General features: G+C 48.3%; 19 protein-coding genes. 5 read left to right on the forward strand and 14 right to left on the reverse strand.

What is annotated here, in order from left to right; genetic code table 11:
- Positions 1-139: 139 nt before the first annotated feature.
- Positions 140-1063, reverse strand: a complete 924-nt coding sequence (locus KJS65_RS23430; protein WP_213652247.1) for a YitT family protein — start codon at positions 1061-1063, stop codon at positions 140-142.
- Positions 1064-1234: 171 nt separating this feature from the next.
- Here KJS65_RS23430 and KJS65_RS23435 point away from each other — a divergent pair, with 171 nt between their 5' ends.
- A complete protein-coding gene (locus KJS65_RS23435; protein WP_374706210.1) occupies positions 1235-1558 on the forward strand; it encodes a YnfA family protein in 324 nt (107 codons plus the stop codon).
- 28 nt (positions 1559-1586) lie between these two features.
- Here the strand turns inward: KJS65_RS23435 and cls are convergent, their stop codons facing one another.
- Positions 1587-3017: a cardiolipin synthase gene (gene cls / locus KJS65_RS23440; protein ID WP_213652248.1), complete on the reverse strand. Its 1431-nt coding sequence runs from the start codon at positions 3015-3017 to the stop codon at positions 1587-1589.
- 204 nt (positions 3018-3221) lie between these two features.
- Between cls and KJS65_RS23445 the strand changes: the two genes are divergently transcribed.
- Complete coding sequence (locus KJS65_RS23445; RefSeq protein ID WP_213652249.1) at positions 3222-4232, forward strand: M23 family metallopeptidase; 1011 nt, start codon at positions 3222-3224, stop codon at positions 4230-4232.
- 9 nt (positions 4233-4241) lie between these two features.
- Positions 4242-4664, forward strand: coding sequence for a bactofilin family protein (locus KJS65_RS23450; RefSeq protein ID WP_213652250.1), 423 nt, complete (start codon positions 4242-4244; stop codon positions 4662-4664).
- Between the two features lie 119 nt (positions 4665-4783).
- On the opposite strand, the gene KJS65_RS23455 is transcribed toward KJS65_RS23450, so the two are convergent.
- The 5 genes from KJS65_RS23455 to KJS65_RS23475 all read right to left on the reverse strand — a co-directional run bounded on the left by KJS65_RS23455 (position 4784) and on the right by KJS65_RS23475 (position 9312).
- Entirely contained in the window at positions 4784-5566 is a 783-nt protein-coding gene (locus tag KJS65_RS23455; RefSeq protein WP_213652251.1) for an ABC transporter permease, read from the reverse strand.
- Entirely contained in the window at positions 5559-6473 is a 915-nt protein-coding gene (locus KJS65_RS23460; RefSeq protein ID WP_213652252.1) for an ABC transporter ATP-binding protein, read from the reverse strand. The genes KJS65_RS23455 and KJS65_RS23460 overlap by 8 nt, the downstream gene beginning before the upstream one ends.
- 415 nt (positions 6474-6888) lie before the next feature.
- Positions 6889-7878: an LCP family glycopolymer transferase gene (locus tag KJS65_RS23465; protein ID WP_213652253.1), complete on the reverse strand. Its 990-nt coding sequence runs from the start codon at positions 7876-7878 to the stop codon at positions 6889-6891.
- 58 nt (positions 7879-7936) lie between these two features.
- Entirely contained in the window at positions 7937-8554 is a 618-nt protein-coding gene (locus tag KJS65_RS23470) for a sugar transferase (protein WP_244864771.1), read from the reverse strand.
- A gap of 326 nt (positions 8555-8880) precedes the next feature.
- A complete protein-coding gene (locus KJS65_RS23475) occupies positions 8881-9312 on the reverse strand; it encodes a hypothetical protein (RefSeq protein WP_213652255.1) in 432 nt (143 codons plus the stop codon).
- A gap of 218 nt (positions 9313-9530) precedes the next feature.
- On the opposite strand from KJS65_RS23475, the gene KJS65_RS23480 reads away from it, so the two are divergent.
- Positions 9531-9899, forward strand: a complete 369-nt coding sequence (locus KJS65_RS23480) for a helix-turn-helix domain-containing protein (RefSeq protein ID WP_136603696.1) — start codon at positions 9531-9533, stop codon at positions 9897-9899.
- Positions 9900-10001: 102 nt separating this feature from the next.
- On the opposite strand, the gene KJS65_RS23485 is transcribed toward KJS65_RS23480, so the two are convergent.
- From KJS65_RS23485 to KJS65_RS23500, 4 genes are all read right to left on the reverse strand, one after another.
- Entirely contained in the window at positions 10002-10148 is a 147-nt protein-coding gene (locus KJS65_RS23485; protein ID WP_213652256.1) for a hypothetical protein, read from the reverse strand.
- A gap of 276 nt (positions 10149-10424) precedes the next feature.
- On the reverse strand, positions 10425-15023 hold the full coding sequence (gltB, locus tag KJS65_RS23490; RefSeq protein WP_213652257.1) for a glutamate synthase large subunit: 4599 nt from the start codon (positions 15021-15023) through the stop codon (positions 10425-10427).
- A gap of 478 nt (positions 15024-15501) precedes the next feature.
- Complete coding sequence (locus KJS65_RS23495) at positions 15502-17856, reverse strand: YhgE/Pip domain-containing protein (protein WP_213652258.1); 2355 nt, start codon at positions 17854-17856, stop codon at positions 15502-15504.
- A 164-nt stretch (positions 17857-18020) separates the two neighbouring features.
- Positions 18021-18602, reverse strand: coding sequence for a TetR/AcrR family transcriptional regulator (locus KJS65_RS23500; protein WP_213652259.1), 582 nt, complete (start codon positions 18600-18602; stop codon positions 18021-18023).
- 243 nt (positions 18603-18845) lie between these two features.
- Between KJS65_RS23500 and KJS65_RS23505 the strand changes: the two genes are divergently transcribed.
- Positions 18846-20003, forward strand: a complete 1158-nt coding sequence (locus tag KJS65_RS23505; RefSeq protein ID WP_213652260.1) for an MGDG synthase family glycosyltransferase — start codon at positions 18846-18848, stop codon at positions 20001-20003.
- A gap of 21 nt (positions 20004-20024) precedes the next feature.
- Here the strand turns inward: KJS65_RS23505 and KJS65_RS23510 are convergent, their stop codons facing one another.
- The 3 genes from KJS65_RS23510 to KJS65_RS23520 form a co-directional block, all read right to left on the reverse strand.
- On the reverse strand, positions 20025-20513 hold the full coding sequence (locus tag KJS65_RS23510; RefSeq protein WP_213652261.1) for a ferritin-like domain-containing protein: 489 nt from the start codon (positions 20511-20513) through the stop codon (positions 20025-20027).
- A 78-nt stretch (positions 20514-20591) separates the two neighbouring features.
- Complete coding sequence (locus tag KJS65_RS23515; protein ID WP_213652262.1) at positions 20592-21275, reverse strand: metal-dependent hydrolase; 684 nt, start codon at positions 21273-21275, stop codon at positions 20592-20594.
- Positions 21276-21364: 89 nt separating this feature from the next.
- Positions 21365-22225 (reverse strand): cell wall hydrolase, encoded by an 861-nt coding sequence (locus KJS65_RS23520; RefSeq protein ID WP_213652263.1) that lies wholly within the window; start codon positions 22223-22225, stop codon positions 21365-21367.
- Positions 22226-22467 lie beyond the last annotated feature (242 nt).

A 22467-nucleotide genomic window follows, 5' to 3' on the forward strand; every position in this document is an offset into this window, starting at 1 on the left:
TTCGCCTTTGTCAGCGGATTTCTACATTTGCAACTACTTCATTCAAGAAATCCGGGGACAACAGCGACCGGAAGAATGATCCGCACCGCAGCGGTTTCGCACGCGCCGGTCAACAGCTAACCTTTTGATGAGCCCACAGCTAATGAATATCCTTTTTCTTAAACCTGCCACCCTTAACGTCATGGATATTACCAACCGCAAGAAACGCGTCCGGGTCCCAGTCACCGACGATCGACTTCAGTTTTGCTTCTTCAAGGCGGGTGATGACAACGAAAATTACTTTTTTGCTGTCACCTGAGTAGGCACCCTCACCCTCCAGATAAGTCACGCCGCGTCCAAGACGCTGGGTCAGAGCATCACCAATCTCTTTGTATTTGTCACTGATGATCCATACAGATTTGGATTGGTCGATACCTTCGTTGGTGATATCAATCACTTTAAAAGCGATGAAATAGGCGATGAGTGAATACATGGCATTATTCCAGCCGAACACAAAGCCCGCACTGGTGAGAATGAACACGTTGATGAACATGATGATCTCGCCAACGGAAAAAGGGGTTTTCTTATTGATCAGAATCGCGACGATTTCACTACCGTCTGTAGATCCCCCTGCACGAATAACCAGGCCTACGCCTGCTCCAAGAATCACACCACCGAAAATGGCGGCAAGGAGCGGATCAAAGGTAATGGGTTTTACAGGCTCAAGCAGTGCCGTTCCTACGGACATGACAATTACGGCTCCGAGAGTTGAGAATGCAAAGGTTTTACCAATTTGCTTATAACCGAGAAACAGAAAAGGAATATTGAGTAAGGTCAGAAAAATACCAAGCGGCAAATGAAAGAGGTGGGCTAACATAATGGAGATACCGGTAATTCCGCCATCGATAATACTGTTGTTCACCAGAAAAATTTCCAGTGCGACAGCGACCATACTCGCTCCGATCAGCATGGCGATGATGCGCGATAAAATCCTAAGCTTAGAAGTCGGTGCGTTAAGCGGTTGCTGCTGTCCATGCGGAAGTTTGGCCCTATCCGCAGTTTGGGCATTAGAAGATCCAGCCATCGAATTCCCCCGATTCTTATCAATTTGGTGTGAATATAAACACGAAAGCGCCATGAGAGGAAAGAGAAGCACTAATAAATGATCCTCCATCAAGTCTTTTCGTGATAAATGTTCTTTATTATTATATCATAGTTTCTGTCTGAGTATTAATGGGATGGGAGATATTCTATCATGAGATCATTATTTTTATTTTTAGCTGCCGGTCTGGCAGAGATTGGCGGAGGTTACCTGGTATGGCTTTGGATTAAGGAGTCCAGACCTTGGTGGTATGGATTGGTTGGCGCTTTGGTGCTGATTTTGTACGGTATTATCCCCACACTGCAGCATTTCCCCTCTTTCGGGCGCGTTTATGCCGCGTACGGTGGTGTCTTCATTGTACTTGCCCTCCTATGGGGATGGGGGATCGACAAAAACACCCCGGACCTGTACGACTGGATCGGGGCTGCATTTTGCCTGGTAGGCGTTTCTATCATCCTGTGGGCTCCCCGCTCCTGAAGGAGAAGGAATAGGAAACGGAACGAAACTACAGGAGTGGAGATAACATGCGGCAGAGCATTTCTGCTTTTTTATGTAAAAATGCCCGCTCCTGAAATTCCTTCTTCATTATTTCATGACTGACCCGCATATCCTCCTCAAAGTCCGCAGTGAGCCGGTCGATTGCTGACTGTTCGAATAACACGGCGGTAAGCTCGAAATTACAAAAAAAGCTGCGCATATCCATATTAGCGGTACCCACCGAAGCCAGCATATCATCCACGATCATCACCTTTGCATGAATGAAGCCCTTCTGGTATTGGTAGAACCGGACTCCGGCCAGCAGCAGCTCCTCCACATAGGACAGCGAAGCCAGGTGGACCAGCCTTGAGTCCGATCTCCACGGAATGATAATTCGCACATCCACTCCGCTGACAGCAGCTGTCTTCAGTCCCTCATAAATGCTCGGATCCGGAATAAAGTAAGGCGAAGTGATCCAGATTCTTTTTTTCGCAACGGAAATGGCTGAGAAGCATAGCTCCTGAATCGCATTCCAGTTCTGATCGGGACCGCTGCTGACAATCTGAATCTGTTCGCCCGCTTCGCATTCATGCTCGGGAAAGAGCGCAGGATCGACGATCTTTTCCCCTGAAGCCAGCTGCCAGTCATTCAAAAACACGTTTTGTAGAAAATAGACGGCATCCCCTTCGATCTTCATATGCGTGTCTCTCCAGTAACCCATTTTAGGATATTGCCCCAGGTAATCATCCCCGACGTTCATCCCGCCCACGAATCCCGTCGTTCCGTCCACCACAATGATCTTCCGGTGGTTCCGGTAATTGATGCGCCGGTCGATAAAGGCCAGCAGTGGCGGGAGGAAAAAATGAAACTCCACTCCTGCCTCCTTAAGTTTGTTCACAAACTCCCGCTTCAATTTGTAACTGCCCAGTCCATCGCACATGAAACGGACTTTGACGCCTTCCTTCGCCTTGCGGATCATGATCTCCTGAAATTGGGTCCCAATGACATCATGCCGGAAAATATAAAACTCGATATGTATATGCTCTTTCGCCGCTTCCATTGCCTTCAGCATGGCACCAAACGCTTCTTCCCCATCCGTCAGCACCCTACTGGTATTACAGCCTGTGATCGGGCTTTCCGATAGTCGTGACAGCAGATTGAACAGACGCTCCTGATGCTCGAATTCGGGATTATGCATCTCTTCTATTTTCTTGACCGTCACCGCCTGGCTCCACAGTATGGAACGCATTTGGCGGAACAGCCGCGAGCCCCGGGTACGTACCCTCCTGCGCGCCTTATAATCCTGAGCTACAAAATAGTAGACGACAAAACCGATAATCGGGCAGCAGAAAAGAATAAACATCCATGCAACCGTTTTGGAAGGATTATGGAACTCGAACAGCAAAATGGTAGCGATCTGAAAAATAAAAATAATTAGTGCGAACAGCAGCCACACCATAGGGCAGCCTCCTTACCGGAAAAATATCGCCGATCGGTTATTTATCCATCATTCACCAAACCAAGCCTTCTTTATTCAATACTTACCCTCAAGAGCGCCCGGCAGACGCAAACGTAAAATGGTAACATTTTAGACATGTTCCGAGCGTTCGTCGAATACATAGATTATAAGACAAGTATAACGACGCTACAGAAAGGAGCTGCCATGAAAAGTGCAACCGCGAATCGACGTATGACACTTCTGGTCATGCGGGATGCCCAGCATTCGGTGAAGCAGATTCATCTGTCCAAACCATTGATGTTGGCTGTACCCGCAGCCGCGGTCCTCTCGCTGTCCGGTCTCGTTCTTGCCATGCAGGCCCATTCCTCCCAGGTGATTACCCAGCTGGAGCAGAAGGTTAACCTGGAAAACGTGAAGAACCTTCAGCTTCAAGGCTCGGTCAACAGCCGCGAGCAATCTATCGAGCGACTGCAAAATGAAATTATTAAGCTTTCGTCCCAGGCCAAGGATATGCAACTAAAAATGGAGCATGTGGATGAGCTCGAGCAGCAGCTGCAGCAGTTTATCGACAAACACAGCACAAGCATGTCCACGGATGATTCCGCTGTTAAAGCGTCTTCCCTGTCCTGGGATGCTTCAGAGCATGTCGGGGGCGAGTTCATTGCCGTGCATGAGAATGAAATGCTGGATCTGGCCCAGGAGACGAAAGACGACTTTCAGGAAATGCAGGAGCTGCTGAAAGCAATGGAAAGCCAGGTCCCCCACACGCTGAAAAAAGCCCAGGAAACCCAGACGCAGATATCAGGTAACCCCACGTTATGGCCTACCTCATCCCAAGTGCTGACATCAAGCTTCGGCTACCGGACTGATCCTTTTACAGGTAAAGCCGCCTTCCATGCAGGTATTGATATTGCCGGCGAGAACGGTGGTCCTGTCTATGCGGCAGGTGCCGGCAAAGTGGTCACAGCGGATGAAAGCGGCGCACGCGGCCGCTATATCATTATCGAGCATCCGAATGGGCTGCAAACCTGGTATATGCATCTCAGTAAAATTCAAGTGGATGTGGGCGAATCGGTAGATAAAGGCGAGCAGATCGCCCTCCTCGGCTCGACCGGCCGCAGTACCGGTCCGCATCTTCATTTTCAGGTGGTCAAGAATGATAAGCCTATTAATCCACTCCCGTATATCCGTCCGGAAAAATCCGAATTGAATTAAGGAGGTCCTATGTTGAGCAGATCCAAAGCATCCAAAAATGCGTTTATGCCTACCGATTCCCTAATCGGAAGAGGAACCGAGGTTGAAGGAGCTCTCGCCTGTGAGGCTAATGTGCGTATTGAGGGCAAATTCAACGGAGTCATTGAAAGCCGCGCCTGCGTCACGATCGGGGAGCATGCTGTTGCCCGCTCCGATATCAGCGCCAGGGAAGTCGTTATTGCAGGAAAAGTCTATGGAGATGTGCAGGCGGAAGGCAAGCTGACGATCACCCCGACCGGCCAGATGTTCGGAGACGTGCTCGCCGCCTCTTCCCTCGTGATTGCCGAGGGTGGTATTCTCAATGGTTCCAGCAAAATGGAGCCGAAGAAGGATGAACAAGCGGAAGCATTGCCGGCTGTTGATGTGCATCTTTTGGAAACGGAAGCAGGCTGACCATTTTGCCCCATGCTGCCGGGAACTTTATTTTGCATAGAAAAAAGCCCGCCGCAGCGGGGTGTGCAGAATCAAACACACTCCGTTCCACGGTGGGCTTTTTTGGAACCATCAGCGTCTTATGCAGCGACATCCCTTTTCTTGAAGACATACCAGGAGATCGCCATAAAAACGATATAGTACACAGCAAGCACAGCAAGTGAGAAGCCCAGCGTAATTCCTCCTGGTCCCACATCCGACTGCAGATAACTCGTGAGGTCCATATGCGTAAAAATCAAGTACTTGGCCCATGTATAACGCTCAGGACTGAACAGAGTCATAAAAATCCCTTTGGTAAACATGATGAACAGCGCAAGTCCGATCGCGAGGCCTCCGGCACGAAATACCGTTGACAGCATAAAGGCAATCGCGACCGTAATAAACAAATTGACATAGTCGCATAGAATATATTGAAGCGTGAAGACAAGTCCGCTTTTCCCTGACGTGAACATATTGCTATCCACGCTGCCGGAGAATAAGAGACTGGAAACCAGAAGCGAGACCCCTGTAAGCAGTAATGTGCAGAGCAGACTGAACAGGATAACCGATATATATTTGGACAGCAGAATTTTGGAACGACTCCACGGTCTGATCAGAAGCAGCTTGATGGTTCCCCAGGAAAATTCGCCTGCCACGGAATCGGCTGCAATAATCACCGAAAAGATCGTACACAGGAAAAACGTAAAGGTTGAGCTGAGGATTACGCTGTCCCAAATAGAGGTTGCCCCTTCAGAGTCCACCATCGAAAACAGCAACGGAATCACCAGATTAACGACGACGAGAATCCCAAGCATCACCCAAGTCCGGACGCGCCGGTAGATTTTCATATTTTCATTTTGTACGAGACTGAAAAAATTACCCAATTTGGTCACCCCCCGTCATTTCCAGGAACTGTTCTTCCAGTGAACGGGTAACGGTATGTATGCCATACACCTTGATTCCTGCCTGCACCAGTCTGGCATTTATCTCGGCGATCTCGTCCCGGGTAAGCTTTAAGGTGATCATGCTGCCTTGGATGCCAGCGCCTTCAAGGATCGAGAGCGCCTTATTGGGCTCATCCACGAGGAACCCTGTTTCTATCGCTGCCGATTGACCATCCACACTGCGGTCTTTGAGCGAGCGCACATCAATCAGTCGGCCATTTTGTATAATCGCCACACTGTCGCACATCAGTTCCATTTCGGACAGCAAGTGGCTGGAGACGAAAACGGTAGTCCCTTCTTCATGGCATAAAAGGCGCAGATAATCGCGAAGCTCCCTGATCCCTTGCGGATCCAGTCCATTCGTAGGCTCGTCCAGAATTAGCAGCTTCGGCCGGTGAAGAATGGCCTGGGCTACCCCCAAACGCTGTCTCATCCCAAGTGAGTAGGTCTTCACCTTGTCGTGAATCCGGTTATTCAGTCCTACAAGTCCGACCACTTCTTGAATTCTGGCCTCAGTAATGCCGGTCATCATGCGGGCAAAATGGCGCAAATTCTGATATCCTGTCAAAAACTTGTACATCTCCGGATTTTCGACAATGGCCCCGACATTGGAAACCGCCGCCTCGAAATGCTCCTTAATGCTGTATCCGCAAATTTTGATATCTCCCTGACTGATTGAGGTCAAACCGACCATCATCCGAATCGTCGTTGTTTTCCCGGCACCGTTGGGTCCAAGGAATCCAAATACCTGTCCGGGCGGAATGTCGAGCGTAACATCTTCTACCAATGTCTTGGAAGAGACCTTCTTCGTCACACCCTCCAGCCGAACCACTGGTTCATGCTGCATTCACTTCACTCCTTTTCGCTTGGTTATCGCCTCATTGTATCATATCCTTTTGGCATATGCTCCATATACTGGAATCTCGTCTCTTTTTCCCCCTGCGTATAACAATTTTTACAATATCCCAAAGGAACAATGGTACGATAATATCCCGTCCGGAAAATAACCATTGTATCCGACACAGGCACCTTTCTCTCACAGCACAAGCAATAGACATACTGCTGATCGTTCATCAGAACCAACTTCCTCTCCTTTGGTATGAAACAAACGCAAAGTGTATCATTCAGCTTATAAAAGTTACGATTTGTATCATTAACAGAAATCTACAACAATCATGGATTGATGTCAAGATATTCTGTACGAAAAACCCTGAACCTCCATGGATTGGTCGTCCAGGACGGTTCAGGGTTTGACTTTTTTTCTATTGCAAATGCTCTTTAATCAGATTATGGATTCTGCTGCGTTCCTTATCACTGACGGAGTAGTACCAGATTCCCTTGATTCTTTCTCCTTCACCGCTAATCTCAACCTGTTCAATCTCCTTCAGATCTGTACGGTAATTTGTAAGAAAGGCCTTCATATCATCAAAGGTAATATCCGTCTTAACACTGTCTCCCACATCGCTCAGAAGCGACTCTATCTTGACCACATTCGTAATTTTCAACGAGTTTTTAATCACCTGATTCAAGATTTGCCGCTGTCTTGTATTTCTGCCCATGTCGCCGCGCGGATCATCGTAACGCATCCGGGAATAGAGCAGCGCTTCTTCCCCATTCAAATTCAGATCCCCCTGATCAAACTGATGCCCTTCATAATAGAAGGAAAAGGGATTGTTTACCTCCACGCCTCCCATAGAATCAATCAAATGGGCGAAGCCTTCCATATTCACTTTGATATAGTAGTTCACGGGATAATCAAGAAAATGCTCGACGGTTTTGACCGACATGCTCACGCCACCGAACGCATAGGCATGATTGATTTTATCCACGGTGCCATGTCCGACAATCTCCGTCCGTGTATCCCTCGGGATGTTGAACATGAGAATACTCTGCTTCGCTGGATTGACAGTCAGGAAGATCATCGAATCTGAACGACCCCTATCATTTTCCCGCTGATCGACACCCAGGACCAGCACAGTAAAAGGCTTCTTCTCCTCCAGATTGATGGGCTGCACGGTTGTCTTGACAGAGCTGGGCTGTACGCTCGCATCCTTGCCAGTGCTAGTCACTGCCGTATTCGGAGATGAATTCCCCTCCTTGCTGACTGGCTTCGGCTGAACTGCAGCATCCCTGCTTTCATAGATCTGATGGGCCGTGGTTTTCACGGATTGATAAATATATGCTGCATAACCGGCCACGCCCAGTACGACGACAACAAAAGCAGACGTGAGGATTACAACCCATTTTTTCATGAATCAGATTTTCCACCTTTCTGTTCAAGCTTTGCTGAAAACAAAGGAAAACTTGTGGTCAGTAGGCATTATCCGCTCCGAAAAGTACCTTAACGGTTTTGAACATAATAATGATATCCTTCATAAGGGATTGATTGCGTATGTATTCGAGATCGAGCTCCACCATTTCCTGAAATCCCACATGATTTCTGCCGCTGATTTGCCACAGCCCCGTGCAGCCAGGCACGACAAGAAGTCTCATCATGTCATATGAGGTATAGTCGTCAACCTCCCTTGGCAGCGGGGGTCTTGGTCCCACCAGACTCATATTCCCCATGAGCACATTCAGCAGCTGAGGGAGCTCATCCAGGCTTGTTTTTCGGATAAACCGCCCCACACGGGTAATCCTTGGGTCATTTCTCATCTTAAACATGGCTCCGCTTATCTCATTCTGATCCATCAGCTTCCCAAGCATCGTCTCGGCATCACTGACCATAGAGCGGAATTTATACATTTTAAATACCTTTCCGTTCTTTCCAACCCGCGTTTGAGCAAAAATAACGGCGCCTTTAGGATCTTCAGCCTTAATCAGGAATGCAATCAAGAGCAGCAGCGGCGACAACAGCAAAAGCCCGAGAAGGGAAAAGCATACATCCTGAATTCGTTTACTAATCAAAAATAAATTTCGGTTCTTCATTTCAAACAGCGGAATTGCTTCAAACTGACGGCCGGCTTCCAGGGTATTTTTTAACGGATTTATACTGTTCATGAGGATCCTACAGGGCAGTGGTATTAATTAGAAGAATTTTTCGGGGGAGCTTTAGTTCGTCCAAAACGGCTTGTTTATCATAAATATTCACACTGCTCAAGATCCATCCCTCGCTTAATAGATTCCTATTCCCGATTTATACGGCTATTTTGCAAAACCTCCGGCAAAAGCACTATGCAGCCCTTTGATAAATATAGTAAAATGACTTTATCCCATGCACTGCACTTTTTAATTACAGGATTTGAGTGAAAATCCTACGTAAAGACATCAAAAACTTGCCCGCTGCCTTTATCATTCAAGAATTCCATGTAAAAATCATACTTTTGAATGCTGACTCTGCCGCCGCCCATTACGGAGCGGGTTATTTTTTTTGCTATGTTCACCTCCCCGTGCTCTTCGGGCTCAAGGAGAACCCCATATTGCTTGGCCTCCGTCAGGCTGTCTTCTTTCCAGAGCAGTTTGCCATAAGTCCGGCATATGGGCTGGCCCTCACAGATGATATCGAAGCAGAGCCGTATTTCAGGCACAAGCGGGAAATTCAAATCACTGATGAATATGAGCATCCTGGATTCAATTTCCCATAGAACGACCGGACGGGAACGATTTAAAACGATGGAAGTTTCACCAATTTGATAAATGGATATGTACATTTGCAGATGTATGCCGTATGCCGTCAACATATTCATTGCTTCGACCCTGCCTTATGGTATAAAAGTATGAATATTGAACTACACTGTTTATTGATACATATTGTTTACCATAGATACAAATAGTATCGATTACATGTTCACTTTACGATACAAACTGTAACAAGTCAATCCCTTTTTAAACATATAGACCTATATTTGATACAATTCGTTACTTTTGCTGAGCAACCATGCAGGCAATTGGAGGAGGTTTATTCATGAATCATGATAATCGCATCGCAGAATTGCGGGATCAACGAGGATGGACTCAGGAAGAATTAGCCCAATCGATCGGCATCACGAGAGCCGCACTCTCCCACTATGAAAAGAACCGCCGCAAACCTGATTTTGAGATTCTCACCAAGCTTGCCGATAAATTCGAAGTAACCATAGACTATCTGATTGGCCGTACGAACCAATCCAACCGGGTTATGGATCAGGAAGTTCGTGATTTTGTAGATCAATTGGAGCTTTCTGACGGGGATCTGCTGGAGCGGTTTAATCTAATGGTAGACGGACGCAGTCTTACAGAGGAAGAAGCTAAACGGTTTATTGCTTTTGTACGTATGGAGCGTTCCATGAAATAAACAGAAAAATACCTCACAGCATTAGAGCTGCTGAGGTATTTTTAACTTCCGCTAAATAAGGAATGGATTCTTTGAACGTACGTCGATTACTTCTATTTATTTCTATTGATCCTGTTGTTTGATGTAGTTATGCCAGCTTTCGGGGTGTATCCCGCATTGTTCCAGCACTTTCAGGATATCCAATTGTTTTTGCGCCGGAAGCTCACCATTGGACCGGGCCTCGGTACCAAATTCCTTCTCATCACTCATCGAAGATACCCCTCGCTCCACTCATCAATTTAACAATATAAGATCAGAATGCTGTATTGATTACCCTAAAACAGGTCATTTAGAACCTGGACGGATAGGACTTTTTTATTATATCTCAAGTGCTTTTATGATGCTGTCGTCTGATGGAAAGTTTGTCTTATAAATCCGGTTCTATTTTTGTCGAAAAAAATGGGCCTGCGATTTCAGTCTCCATAAGGAGTTAAAATCGCAAACCCATTTTTGGTCAAGCCTGCATGTTCATGTAAAATTTATGACTTAATGACTGCCAGCTCTGGCCAGCTCACGCATGTTGGCTTCAAACGCGGCCAGCAGAGCCGCTTCTCCGGTCAGTCCTTTTTCTTGTACCTTGCGGATATGCTGAATCATTCGTTTGTAATCCTTCGGAATAACCCTTACGAATTGCTGCAGGCTCTGACCCCAGTCCTCCAGAACCTTCTGCCCCATCGCGCTTCCAGTAGTGGACACATGCTTCTGAATCAGCTCTTTCAGTTCTTCTGCCTCTTCAGCTTCTTCCACCCGCTCTAGCAGCACCATTTCCAGATTGCAGCGCTGAATGAAGGTGTTCTCCGGATCATATACATAGGCGATACCACCGGACATCCCGGCAGCAAAGTTGCGTCCTGTGCCGCCAAGCACAACCACGCGACCGCCTGTCATATATTCACAACCATGGTCGCCAACGCCTTCAACGACAACCGAGGCACCGGAGTTACGGACTGCAAAGCGTTCACCGGCAATCCCGTTGATGTAGGCCTCTCCGCTTGTTGCACCGTAGAATGCAGTATTACCGATAATTATATTTTCCTCTGCCTTAAAGGTTGATTTTTCCGATGGCTTCACAATCAGCTTCCCGCCGGAAAGCCCCTTGCCTGTATAGTCATTGGCATCGCCTACAACCGTCAGCGTCATTCCTTTCGGAACGAATGCCCCGAAGCTCTGGCCAGCGGTACCTGTAAACGTAAAGGTAATGGTATCTGCCGAAAGTCCTGCTGCTCCATATTTCCGTGTTACCTCGCTGCCTAGAATCGTGCCTACTGCCCGGTCTACATTGGTAATCGGTAGCGTGCCCTGAACAGCGGCTCCGCTCTCAAGAGCAGGGGCAGCCAAATCAAGCAGATGACGAATATCCAGTGTTTCTTCCAGACCATGATTTTGAGTTTTACTGTTGAAGCGTGTGCTTCCTTCCGGCATTTCCGGGATATGCAGCAGTGCGGACAGGTCGATGCCCTGCTTCTTCCAGTGCGTGTTCACCACATCGGCATCCAGGCAGTCGGTGCGCCCGATCATTTCCTGGATGGTGCGGAATCCGAGCTCAGCCATCCACTCACGCAGATCCTCAGCCACAAATCTCATGAAGTTCACGACATGCGCCGGGTCCCCCATGAAATGCTTGCGCAGTTCCGGATTCTGGGTTGCGACGCCCACCGGACAAGTATCCATCTGACATACACGCATCATGATGCAGCCAAGGGCAATCAGCGGTGCCGTAGAGAAGCCATATTCTTCTGCTCCGAGCAGCGCTGCCACGGCCAGATCGCGGCCGTTCAGCATTTTACCGTCCGTCTCCAGCACGACACGGTCACGCAGATTGTTCAGAATCAACGTCTGATGCGTTTCCGCAAGACCCAGCTCCCACGGCATACCTGCATGGCGGATTGAGCTTTGCGGCGAAGCGCCGGTGCCGCCATCATAGCCGCTCACCAGGATAATGTCGGCTCTGCCTTTGGCTACGCCTGCGGCAATCGTGCCCACACCAACCTCGGATACCAGCTTCACGTTAATGTTCGCACGTGGATTCGCATTCTTCAGATCATAAATCAATTCCGCCAAATCCTCGATGGAATAGATATCATGATGCGGCGGCGGTGAAATCAGACCGACACCCGGCGTGGAACCGCGGACCTCGGCAACCCAAGGGTACACCTTGCGTCCTGGCAGCTGGCCGCCTTCGCCTGGCTTCGCACCTTGAGCCATCTTGATCTGGATTTCATCGGCATTCACCAGGTAGTTGGATGTTACGCCAAACCGGCCTGATGCAACCTGCTTGATCGCGCTGCGGCGGGAATCACCATTCGCATCCGGAATGTAACGTTCAGGATTCTCTCCCCCTTCACCGGTGTTGCTCTTGCCACCGATGCGGTTCATGGCAATCGCCAAGCTCTCATGCGCTTCTTTACTGATCGAACCGAAGGACATCGCGCCTGTTTTGAAACGGCGCATGATGGAGTCGATGGGCTCAACCTCATCAATAGATACCGCAGGTCCAACCGGCTTCAGCTTCAGCAGCGAGCGGATGGTCATCTTCTGCTCATTCTCACCCTGCACCAGCTTGGAGTATTTCTTATAAACCTTGTAGTCTCCAGTACGGACTGCTTGCTGCAGTAAGTGAATGGTTTGCGGGTTGAACAGATGCTCTTCTCCGTCCTTACGCCACTGATATTCACCACCGGAATCCAGTACCTTGTCGTTTCCGTCTTTTTCTGTAAAAGCACGGTTATGATGGGCAAGCGCTTCAGCCGTTACTTCCTCCAGACCGATACCGCCGATACGTGAAGGCGTGCGTGTAAAGTATTGCTCTACGAATTCCTCTTTCAAGCCAACCGCTTCAAAGATTTGAGCCCCGCGGTAGGATTGAATTGTAGAAATACCCATTTTGGAAAGTATTTTAACCACGCTCTTGGTCGAGGCTTTAATATAATTTTTCACAGCTTTCTCATGCGTTACGCCGCGCAGCAATCCTTGACGGATCATGTCGTCCAGCGTTTCAAAGGCCAGATACGGGTTGACCGCACTGACACCATAACCAAGCAGCAGCGCGTAGTGATGCACTTCACGCGGTTCACCGGATTCGAGCAGGATGCTCACCTTCGTGCGCGTCTCTTGACGAATCAGGTGATGATGCAGGCAGGAAACGGCCAGCAGCGCTGGTATGGCTGCATTTTCACGGTCCACGCCGCGGTCGGACAGAATCAGGATGTTATGACCCTTGCGGATGACCCGGTCAGCCGCTTGGCAAAGTCCATCGAGCGCCTGACGCAGGCCTTCGGCCCCGTCAGCTGCCGTAAAGAAGATTGGGATCGTCATAGACTTGAAGCCAGGACGGTGCACATGACGGATTTTTGCAAAATCCTCATTAGACAGAATCGGCGTATCCAAACGGATCTGGCGGCAGCTTTCCGGCTCCGGATGCAGCAGATTGCGCTCCGGTCCAATGGTTGTCCCCGTCGCCGTAATGATTTCTTCACGAATCGCATCAATCGGCGGGTTCGTTACCTGAGCAAACATTTGCTTAAAGTAATTGTACAGCCGTTGAGGCTTATCGGACAGCACAGCCAGCGGAGCATCATAGCCCATCGAGGCGAGTGCTTCCATACCGGTGGAGGCCATCGGCTCCAATACCTTGCGCAGCTCTTCGAATGTATAGCCAAAGGCCAACTGAAGCTGTGTTACATTGTCATGCTTCGGATTCGGAAGCTCAGGCGCATCCGGCAGCTCATCCAGATTGACCAGATGCTCGTCAAGCCATTCACGGTATGGCTGTTCGGAAGCAATCAATGCTTTCACTTCCTCATCGGAAATAATGCGTCCTTCCTTGGTATCGACAAGCAGCATTTTGCCTGGGCGCAGACGATCCTTGTACAGTATATTTTCAGGAGCAATGTCAAGGACACCCGCTTCGGAAGACAGAATAATCAAGTCGTCCTTGGTCACATAGTAACGGGAAGGTCGAAGACCATTACGGTCAAGGATTGCTCCGATCTGCACGCCATCCGTAAACGCCATAGCGGCAGGTCCGTCCCAAGGCTCCATCAGCGTGCTGTGGTATTCATAAAATGCCTTTTTGGTTTCTCCCATACCTTCGTCGTTGTTCCACGGTTCAGGCACCATCATCATGGCCACATGAGGAAGGGAACGTCCGCTCAGGTACAAAAATTCAAAGGTATTGTCAAACATCGCGGTATCTGAGCCGTCCGGATTAATAACCGGCTTCACTTTGTTCAGATCAGCACCGAAGACATCACTCTTAAACAGGGATTGGCGGGCGTGCATCCAGTTCACATTACCGCGCAGCGTATTGATCTCGCCGTTATGAATCATGAAACGGTATGGATGAGCTCGCTCCCAGCTTGGGAACGTGTTCGTACTGAAACGGGAGTGAACCAGCGCGATCGCAGTCTCCACCGTTTCGTTTTGCAGATCCAGATAGAATTGGCCCACCTGTACCGTGGTCAGCATGCCTTTGTATACAATTTTCCGGCAGGATAAGCTTGAAATATAGAAGGTATCCCCTTCCGGCATTCCACCATACCGGATATCGAGTTCGACGCGTCTGCGGATGATGTACAGCTTGCGTTCGAAATCAAGATCTTCTTTCAGGTCGCTGCTGCGAGCAATAAATACCTGGCGCACGTACGGCTTCGCTTCCTTCGCCGATTTGCCCAGCATTTCATCATAGGTCGGCACTTCCCGGAAACCGAGGAAGGTCTGGCCTTCTTCCTTAATAATCTGAATCAGCCGGCTCTCATGAGCCTCACGAACGGCCTCATCATGGGAAAGGAACAGCATGCCTGCTCCGTATTGACCCGGCTCAGGAAGTTCAAATCCGAGCTTTAGTGCCTCTTCGGCAAAAAAACGATGTGGAATCTGCAGCATAATACCGGCTCCGTCACCGGAATTAGGCTCACTGCCTTGGCCGCCGCGATGTTCCATATTTTCCAGCATCGTCAACGCCTGACTGACAATTTCATGGGAAGCCCGGCCCTTGATATGAGCAACAAACCCCATGCCGCAAGCATCTTTTTCAAATTGCGGATCATAAAGTCCCTGTTTAGGGGGAAGTACCGTATGTCTCATGGAAAGCAACCTTTCTATCTTCAGAATGAATAATGACTTAATTCCGGGTACGACAAACACAACCCTGGGCGAGACGACATTGGCTACAAGAACAAAACAGTGACTATAATTGGGGAATGGGGTAAACATACAACAGCGGACAACCTCGTTGTTATGGGGGAAAGGTTATTCATCTTAATCATCGATATTTATTCAACAAGAATTGGTTTTATTATTTTAACATTGCCCTCTGGGTCTGCGCAATTTAAAGTTTTTATGATCCTGATAAATATTGGTTTGCACTGCCGTATTAAAGTAAGATCAATTAAATAATACATTAAGTGAATAAATATTCATTGCTATGGCTTATTTTTCCTTATTTTATTTCCTTATTTAATAGTAGAAGAAATACAATTGATTTATTTTTCAACAGATAAATAAAAGGGTTATCCCGAAGCCACTATGGCTTGGGATAACCCTTTTTTCACCTTTGTGTCTATTATGCGGACACGCTCGGTGCTTGCTGCTGATCAAGAATGCCTTTATGCGATTTCATGGAGAAGTATACGAGCGTCAGGGCCAGGAATACAATGCCCACGGCGCCGAGTACAGCAGCTTGCTGCCACATCAATGAGAAATCGCCGGTAGATATAACCGCTTTGAAGCCTTTGACACTGTATGTCATTGGCAGAAGCGGATTGAGGCTCTTCATCCAGTCTGGAATCAGCTCCAGCGGGAAGGTACCTGCACTGGTTGTCAATTGGAAGATCAAAAGTACGATGACAACAAAACGTCCAGGCTGATCCAGCCAGGTAACAATGGCTTGAATCATAAACATAAAGGACAAGCTCGTGATAAATGTAAAGAGATAGAATAGCGGAACGCTCTGTACATCAAGCTTCAATCCGTACAAGATGACGAGAGCAGACAATAAAGATTGAAGCACACTCATCAATACGAAAGAGAATGTCCGGCTGATGAACCGGTTGAAGCCGGAAGCACCCATCACAGATGTATCTCTCATTGGAATAACAATGGTACTAATCAAGGCACCCACAAACAACCCTAGAGACAGGAAGTACGGCGCAAAACCTGTTCCATAATTCGGTACATTGGAGAACTTATTCTCTTGGATATGAACAGGTTCCGCAAACATTTGGAAGTTCTCGTCACCGGCTTTAACTTCACCCGTTTTCTTGGCTGCTTCATTCAGCTTAGAGGCCAGCTCTCCGGAACCGTCTTTCAGCTTGCCGAGTCCTTCTGTCAATTGGCCAGCCCCGGTATCAAGCTGCTTCGATCCATCCGCTAAGACAGATACGCCGCTGCCGAGCTGGCTCATACCGCCCTTCAGCTTGCCTGAACCATCGGCGATTTGGGCTGCGCCGCTGGATAATTGCTTGCTGCCGTTAGCCGCGTCGGCCAGCTTCGTGCCGAACAGCTTCATTCCGTCTTCCAGCTTGGATTGACCTGCTTCGAGCTGGGCTGCTCCTTGAAGCAACTGCTGCTGTCCTTGATGCAGCTGATCCACACCTGTTGTCAGCTGCGTTGCTCCTTGGCTGAGCTGGGTCGCGCCACCGGATAGCTGCTGCAATCCATCATGGAGACTGGAGGCTCCGCCAGAAAGCTGCTGTTGAGACTTATGCAGCTGCGAAGCTCCTTCGCTGAGCTGCTGCTGCCCTTGATGCAGCTGTTCGCTGCCTTTGGCTACTGCCTGGCTTGCCGCGATCAGCTTTTGCACTGCCGGGTTTTGAGCAAGCTCCGGACTTGACTGAGCTAACTGCTGCAAGCCCTGTGCCACGCCTTGGGCACCCGATGCCACTTGAGCCCCGCCAGCTTCTGCGGTTTTCATGCTTTCGGCCAGCTTGGCGCTGCCTGCTTCCGATTGCTTCAGCCCATCCTGAAGCTTGCCGCTGCCATCCATTGTCGATGCCAACCCGGCTTGAAGCTTGCTGCTGCCGTCTACTGCGGATTGCAGTCCCGCTTTCAATTTTGCACTGCCGGCTTCAGACGCGGTCAGTCCGTCTTTTAATTGTACGGATCCCTGATGCGCGGAGACAACGCCATCTTCCAGCTGCTTATGTGCTGAACTCAGCTGACCCAGACCACTTGCCAATGTCGATGAACCTTCCTTCAGGCTCAAGGCGCCTTTTTGCAGGTCACCTGCTCCATTAGAAAGTGGCTGAATACCTTCCTGAAGCTTAACCGTGCCTGCCACCATTTTGCTCAAATTCTCTTTCAGCTTGGCAGCTCCTTCATCAAGCTTTACAGCTCCGTCTGAAATGTCGGATGCCCCGCTGCCTGCTTCACCGAGGCCATCTGATACGGTTTTGATTTGATCGAACAATGTCTTGGAATAAGCTTCGGTTACTTTCTCGGATACCTTTGTTCTGATTTCTTTTACGGCTGTTCCGCCGATTTGCGAAGCCAGGAAGTTATACCCTTCATTCGGTTCGAAGATGATTTCGGAAGGCTGCGGATGCTCATCCAGTACTGTCGCGGCTTTGGATGAAAAGTCTTCAGGAATGACAATCGTCATATAATACTTGTCTTCCTCCATCCCCTTCTCCGCTTCCTCGCGGCTTACAAACTTCCAAGCAAAATCATCGCTTTTCTTTAGCTCATCAATAAGCTCTTCCCCAACATGCAGCGACTGGTCTCCATACTCTGCACCGGTGTCCGTATTGACAACCGCCACTGGCAATTGATCCATTTTACCGTAAGGATCCCAGAAGGCTGTCAGGAATAATCCGGCATACATAACCGGAATACAGAGCACAGCTACCATGGAAATAAGCAGCTTCCGGTTGCGGACCGTCGCAGCCATATCCTTGAAAAATACAGATATTGACTTCATGAATGTTTCTCTCCTTATATTCTCTATTGTTTCTCAATACTAAATGACCGTTTTGATCAATTGGTCACTTCAGAGCTAATAAAAACTTCCTTTTCCGGCCGCCTACTTAGGCTGCTCGTACTTGGAAGCATGGTCTGCCCCGCTATTTTGATGTGTATGCTGCTTCAGGAAGACTCCGCCAGACCATCTGCTAAAAACAATTGGATATAATGATGAATTTCGTCCTTGCCAAGTGGTTCCCGTATCTGATTAAAATCGGAAGTCAGAGCAATATACAGCTTGAACATGACAATGGCAACCACTTGCGGATCACAAGGTTTGATTTCTCCATGGTCAAGCGCAGAGGCGATTTCCCTCTCCAAATAATCCAAAATTACACGCTCCAGCTTGGCAATCCCTTCCCTGGCTTTGAGCGTACCGACATCCCGGACCTCTTGGGACAGCTTGATGAACAGCTCATGGTCATCTCTGAATTCCAGCAAAGCGTCCAAGACCCTGTACAGGTTCTCAAAAAAAGTATGCTCCCGCCTGATTTTACTCTCGGCAAGTCCTTTCATCTCCACGATCACGCTGTACAAAATTTCATCAAACAGTTCTTCCTTGTTGGTGAAAAATGTATAGATGGTCCCTTTGCCCACGTTCGCAATTTTTGCCACCTGATCCATCGTCGTCGCCTTATATCCAAACAGGGCGAAAGACTGCGCTGCCGCTTGAAGGATTTGCTTCCGACGATCTACCGCAGGCATATCCTTCTCCTCCTTTCCTTTAGATTATTCATTCATCGTAATGACCAGATTTCCAATCCGGTCATATGGTCAATTCATACTTTATCACGTTCATAGACTGCTGGCAACCCCTCCCAGACATTTTTTTCAGAATCTTTTCTTTTATTTTCACACACCCGTTTTCCATCCTGCAGAATTGACGGCCGTTTATAGATTTTTACCATATCCTCCTGTAAGATAGAGGAAGGAAAAGTGGGTGAAAACATGCGGAAAAAGAGAGTGCTGCTGCTGTCCGAGGGCTTCGGCACAGGCCATACGCAAGCAGCATACGCACTGGCGGCCGGGATGAAGAGGCTCGACCCCAATCTTCAATGCCGCGTCATCGAGCTCGGTAAATTTTTAAATCCGAAGATGGGTCCCTTAATCCTGTCGGCATACCGTAAGACGGTCAGCAGCAGCCCCAAACTGGTTGGGATGCTCTACCGCAAGCAATATAATAAATCGCTCAACCGGCTGACCAAGCTCGCCTTGCATCGGCTCTTTTACACGCAGGCGGCTCAGGTCATTAAACAGCTTAAACCGGATTTGATCGTATGTACGCATCCTTTTCCCAATGCTGTGATCTCGCGCCTCAAAAGGCAGGGGATACCTGTGCCGCTCGTTACACTAATTACGGATTATGATGTCCATGGTACATGGGTTAATAAGGAAGTTAATCAATACCTGGTGTCTACATCCAGGGTCAAAAACTTGCTGTTACGCCGGAATGTTCCTTCCTCATCTATTCAAGTGACCGGCATCCCTGTTCACCCGAATTTCTGGGAAAGAGCGGACAAGGAACAGCTGCTTCAAGAGCTTGGACTTAGACGCATGCCGACAGTTCTGATCATGAGCGGGGGCTGGGGCGTTTCCTTTAACAAAGAAATGATAAATCTGCTGATATCCTGGGCGGATCAGATACAGCTGATATTATGCACAGGCAGTAATGAAAAACTCCTCCACAAAATGAAAAGCAGTCCTGTACTCAATCATCCTAACATCCACCTGCTTGGATATACCAACCAGATCGATAAATGGATGGATGTCTCCGATCTGCTCATTACCAAGCCCGGAGGCATGACATGCACCGAAGGCCTGGCCAAGGGCATCCCGATGCTGTTTTACGAAGTGATTCCTGGCCAGGAGGAAGAAAACGGCCAATACTTCGTGGAGCTTGGAAGTGCGGAAATGATCAGCTCCCCTGCTGTCCTGGATCGCTGGCATCATCGTCTGATTCATGAATATGAGTCTGTGGAAAACAGCAGGCTGAAATCTCTGGTTAGTCCTGAGCCAGGCAGCGAGCCATTTCATTGCGCGCAGCAGGTGTACGAATTATTACGACAGTGGAGTCCGCAATCTTCTTCCGGAAGCAGCAGGCTATAAACTCGCAAAAACAGCTCCCTCCTAAAAAGGAGGAAGCTGTTTTTTTATCACACCGATGAGCCCTTTGCTTTTAACCAAATCACCATTCTCCAGCATATAGCTGCTATACAAAAAGTTAAGCCGGGCAGCCAAACGGTTCTCCCCATTCATGGCACGCTGCAGTATGCGCTGAAGCTCAGGTTCCTGCGCACGGTCCAGCAGTTCTGCATAGAGTTCGGCGGCATCAAGCGCATCGAAGACAGACGCTTTAAGTCCTGACACATAATCTTTTGGCGGCTCCACTTTGGTGAACACCGGATAACAAGCGGTTAAATGATAATACAAACGCGTCCAGACTGCGAGGCGTTCCTTCTGTTTCAATTCCACACTCCTGCTGAAATGCATCCGGTGTTCTGGAGGGGCTAGATGCAGTAGGCGCTGTGCGTTGATCATGGAACGATACTCTGCCTGAATAACATACTGCAGGTGGTGAACGGCGATTGTACCGCTTCCGTTTGTCCGGTAGTTCATCGGGGCTCCCGCCTTTCCTGTAGGCCTATTCAATCATAGTATATGCCCAGGATAGAGAGTGGTGTTTGCTCGGCAGCCTCAGATTTCGAAGCTCTCCCCCGCCTTCAGTGGATATCCCTTAATCCCTTCCTGACTGAGCCGCTCACAGAAAAGAAGTCCATCCTGATGGATGCCCGAAAATGTATTGTAGTGTACCGGCAGCACCTTTTCCGCGTTCAGCCACTTGGCCGCCAGCAATGCATCCTCCGGTCCCATGGTCAGCGCATCTCCGATCGGGAGAGCAGCAGCATCAATTTTGTTCATTTCACCAATTAAACGCATATCACCGAACAACGCTGTATCCCCGGCATGGAAGAAGGTCTTGCCACCCATCGTCAGCAAAATGCCTCCAGGCTCTCCTGCATAAATCCATGAATCCCCCACCGAAACTGAGGAGCTGTGAAAGGCCAGCGTATATTTTACTTTAAAACCGTCAAATGATTGGCTCCCGCCGATGTTCATGCCATAGGTTTGGACACCTTGGCTCCGGCAGTATTCCGCCAGTTCAAACACAGCTATAATCGGGCATTCATTCGCCTTGGCAATCTCGATGCAGTCTCCAAAATGATCCGCATGTCCATGCGTCAGCAGTACAGCATCCACATGAATATCCTTTGGCGAAACTCCCGAAGCGGGATTTCCCGTCAAAAAGGGATCCATAATAACACTTCTGCCTTCAGCCTCTACAAGTACACAAGAATGGCCGTAATACGTAATTTTCATGAATGTGGCACCTCCTACAATAAATTACCCAACATGAACCGGATTGATAAGAAAAACCTCAATCTAACCCTATCATATCTAATTGGAATTTATTTGTAAAAAGAGTGGTTCCCGATCCGCTTCTCAAATGTGCGCGTATGATGTACCGTCAGATCATCTGCCAGCTTAAGGGAAAGAAAATAATACGTATCATCCGTCACCGCCTTCTTGCCGTTCAACGCTTCATTGGCAGCATGAATACTATCCTGGTTCGGCTTCACGCGATCAAACCGTCCGTTAGCCACAGGACTGAACTGATATTTTTGATATATAACCTTTTTAATGGTATTGGGAAAATTGGCTGACCGCAGCCGATTCAAGACAACATTCGCTACTGCAACTTTGCCTTGGTACGGTTCGCCTTCTGCTTCTGCCATAATAATTCTTTGCAGCAGGAGCACATCATCAGCGGATACATTGTACTGCCAGGTCGATTTTGCCTGTTCCGATGGACTTAGCAGTTTGGTCCGGCTGAAGAATAATTTTTTAGGGGGAGTAAGCTGAGGATTCAGCTCTTTCTGATGAGTCGCCTCCACTTTTTTCACCTTCGGTTTTGCGTTCAGCTGCTCAATTTCCAGCTTCGTCTTTGCCTGTGGCGATTTCGCAGGAAGACTTTCAATAAAAATAACCTTCGATTTATTTTTCCACGAATTCAAATTATTTACATTTTGAAAACGCAGGGGCAGTCTGTCATGGGATGATTGTGACGTAATCTGTATATTCGCCGGTTTAGCGGCCTTGACTTCGGTCTTGCTTAAAGAAATCGAATCAAAGCGATTCAGATTCATACTGCTTTTATTCTGCAATTTATTGGCCTGTTCATTTTGAAGAAGCAAACAAATCGCAGAGAAACACACTAGAAGAACTCCGATAAGCAAAGCCATCCAGCGGTTTTGTCGTAGAGTGTACATATTTCTCCTCCTATATTCCGGCACATTCCCTTCTTATGTAACCGAAAATAGAGGGTTTGAAAACCCAAAAAAAATTTTCGGTGACTTGCTGCATCCGCGAATACGAGAGTAAACGGAAAAACATAGGTACTTTTTTACAACATCAACAGCTTCGTGACGGCACAATTTTACGGTTCACAGGATACGGCTAAAGGGAAAAGCTATTGTTTTATGTGCAGGAATTTTTTATATGACTAAAAATA

Origin of the sequence: Paenibacillus sp. J23TS9 (assembly GCF_018403225.1) — a bacterium.
In the GTDB taxonomy this organism is placed as follows: domain Bacteria; phylum Bacillota; class Bacilli; order Paenibacillales; family Paenibacillaceae; genus Paenibacillus_AQ.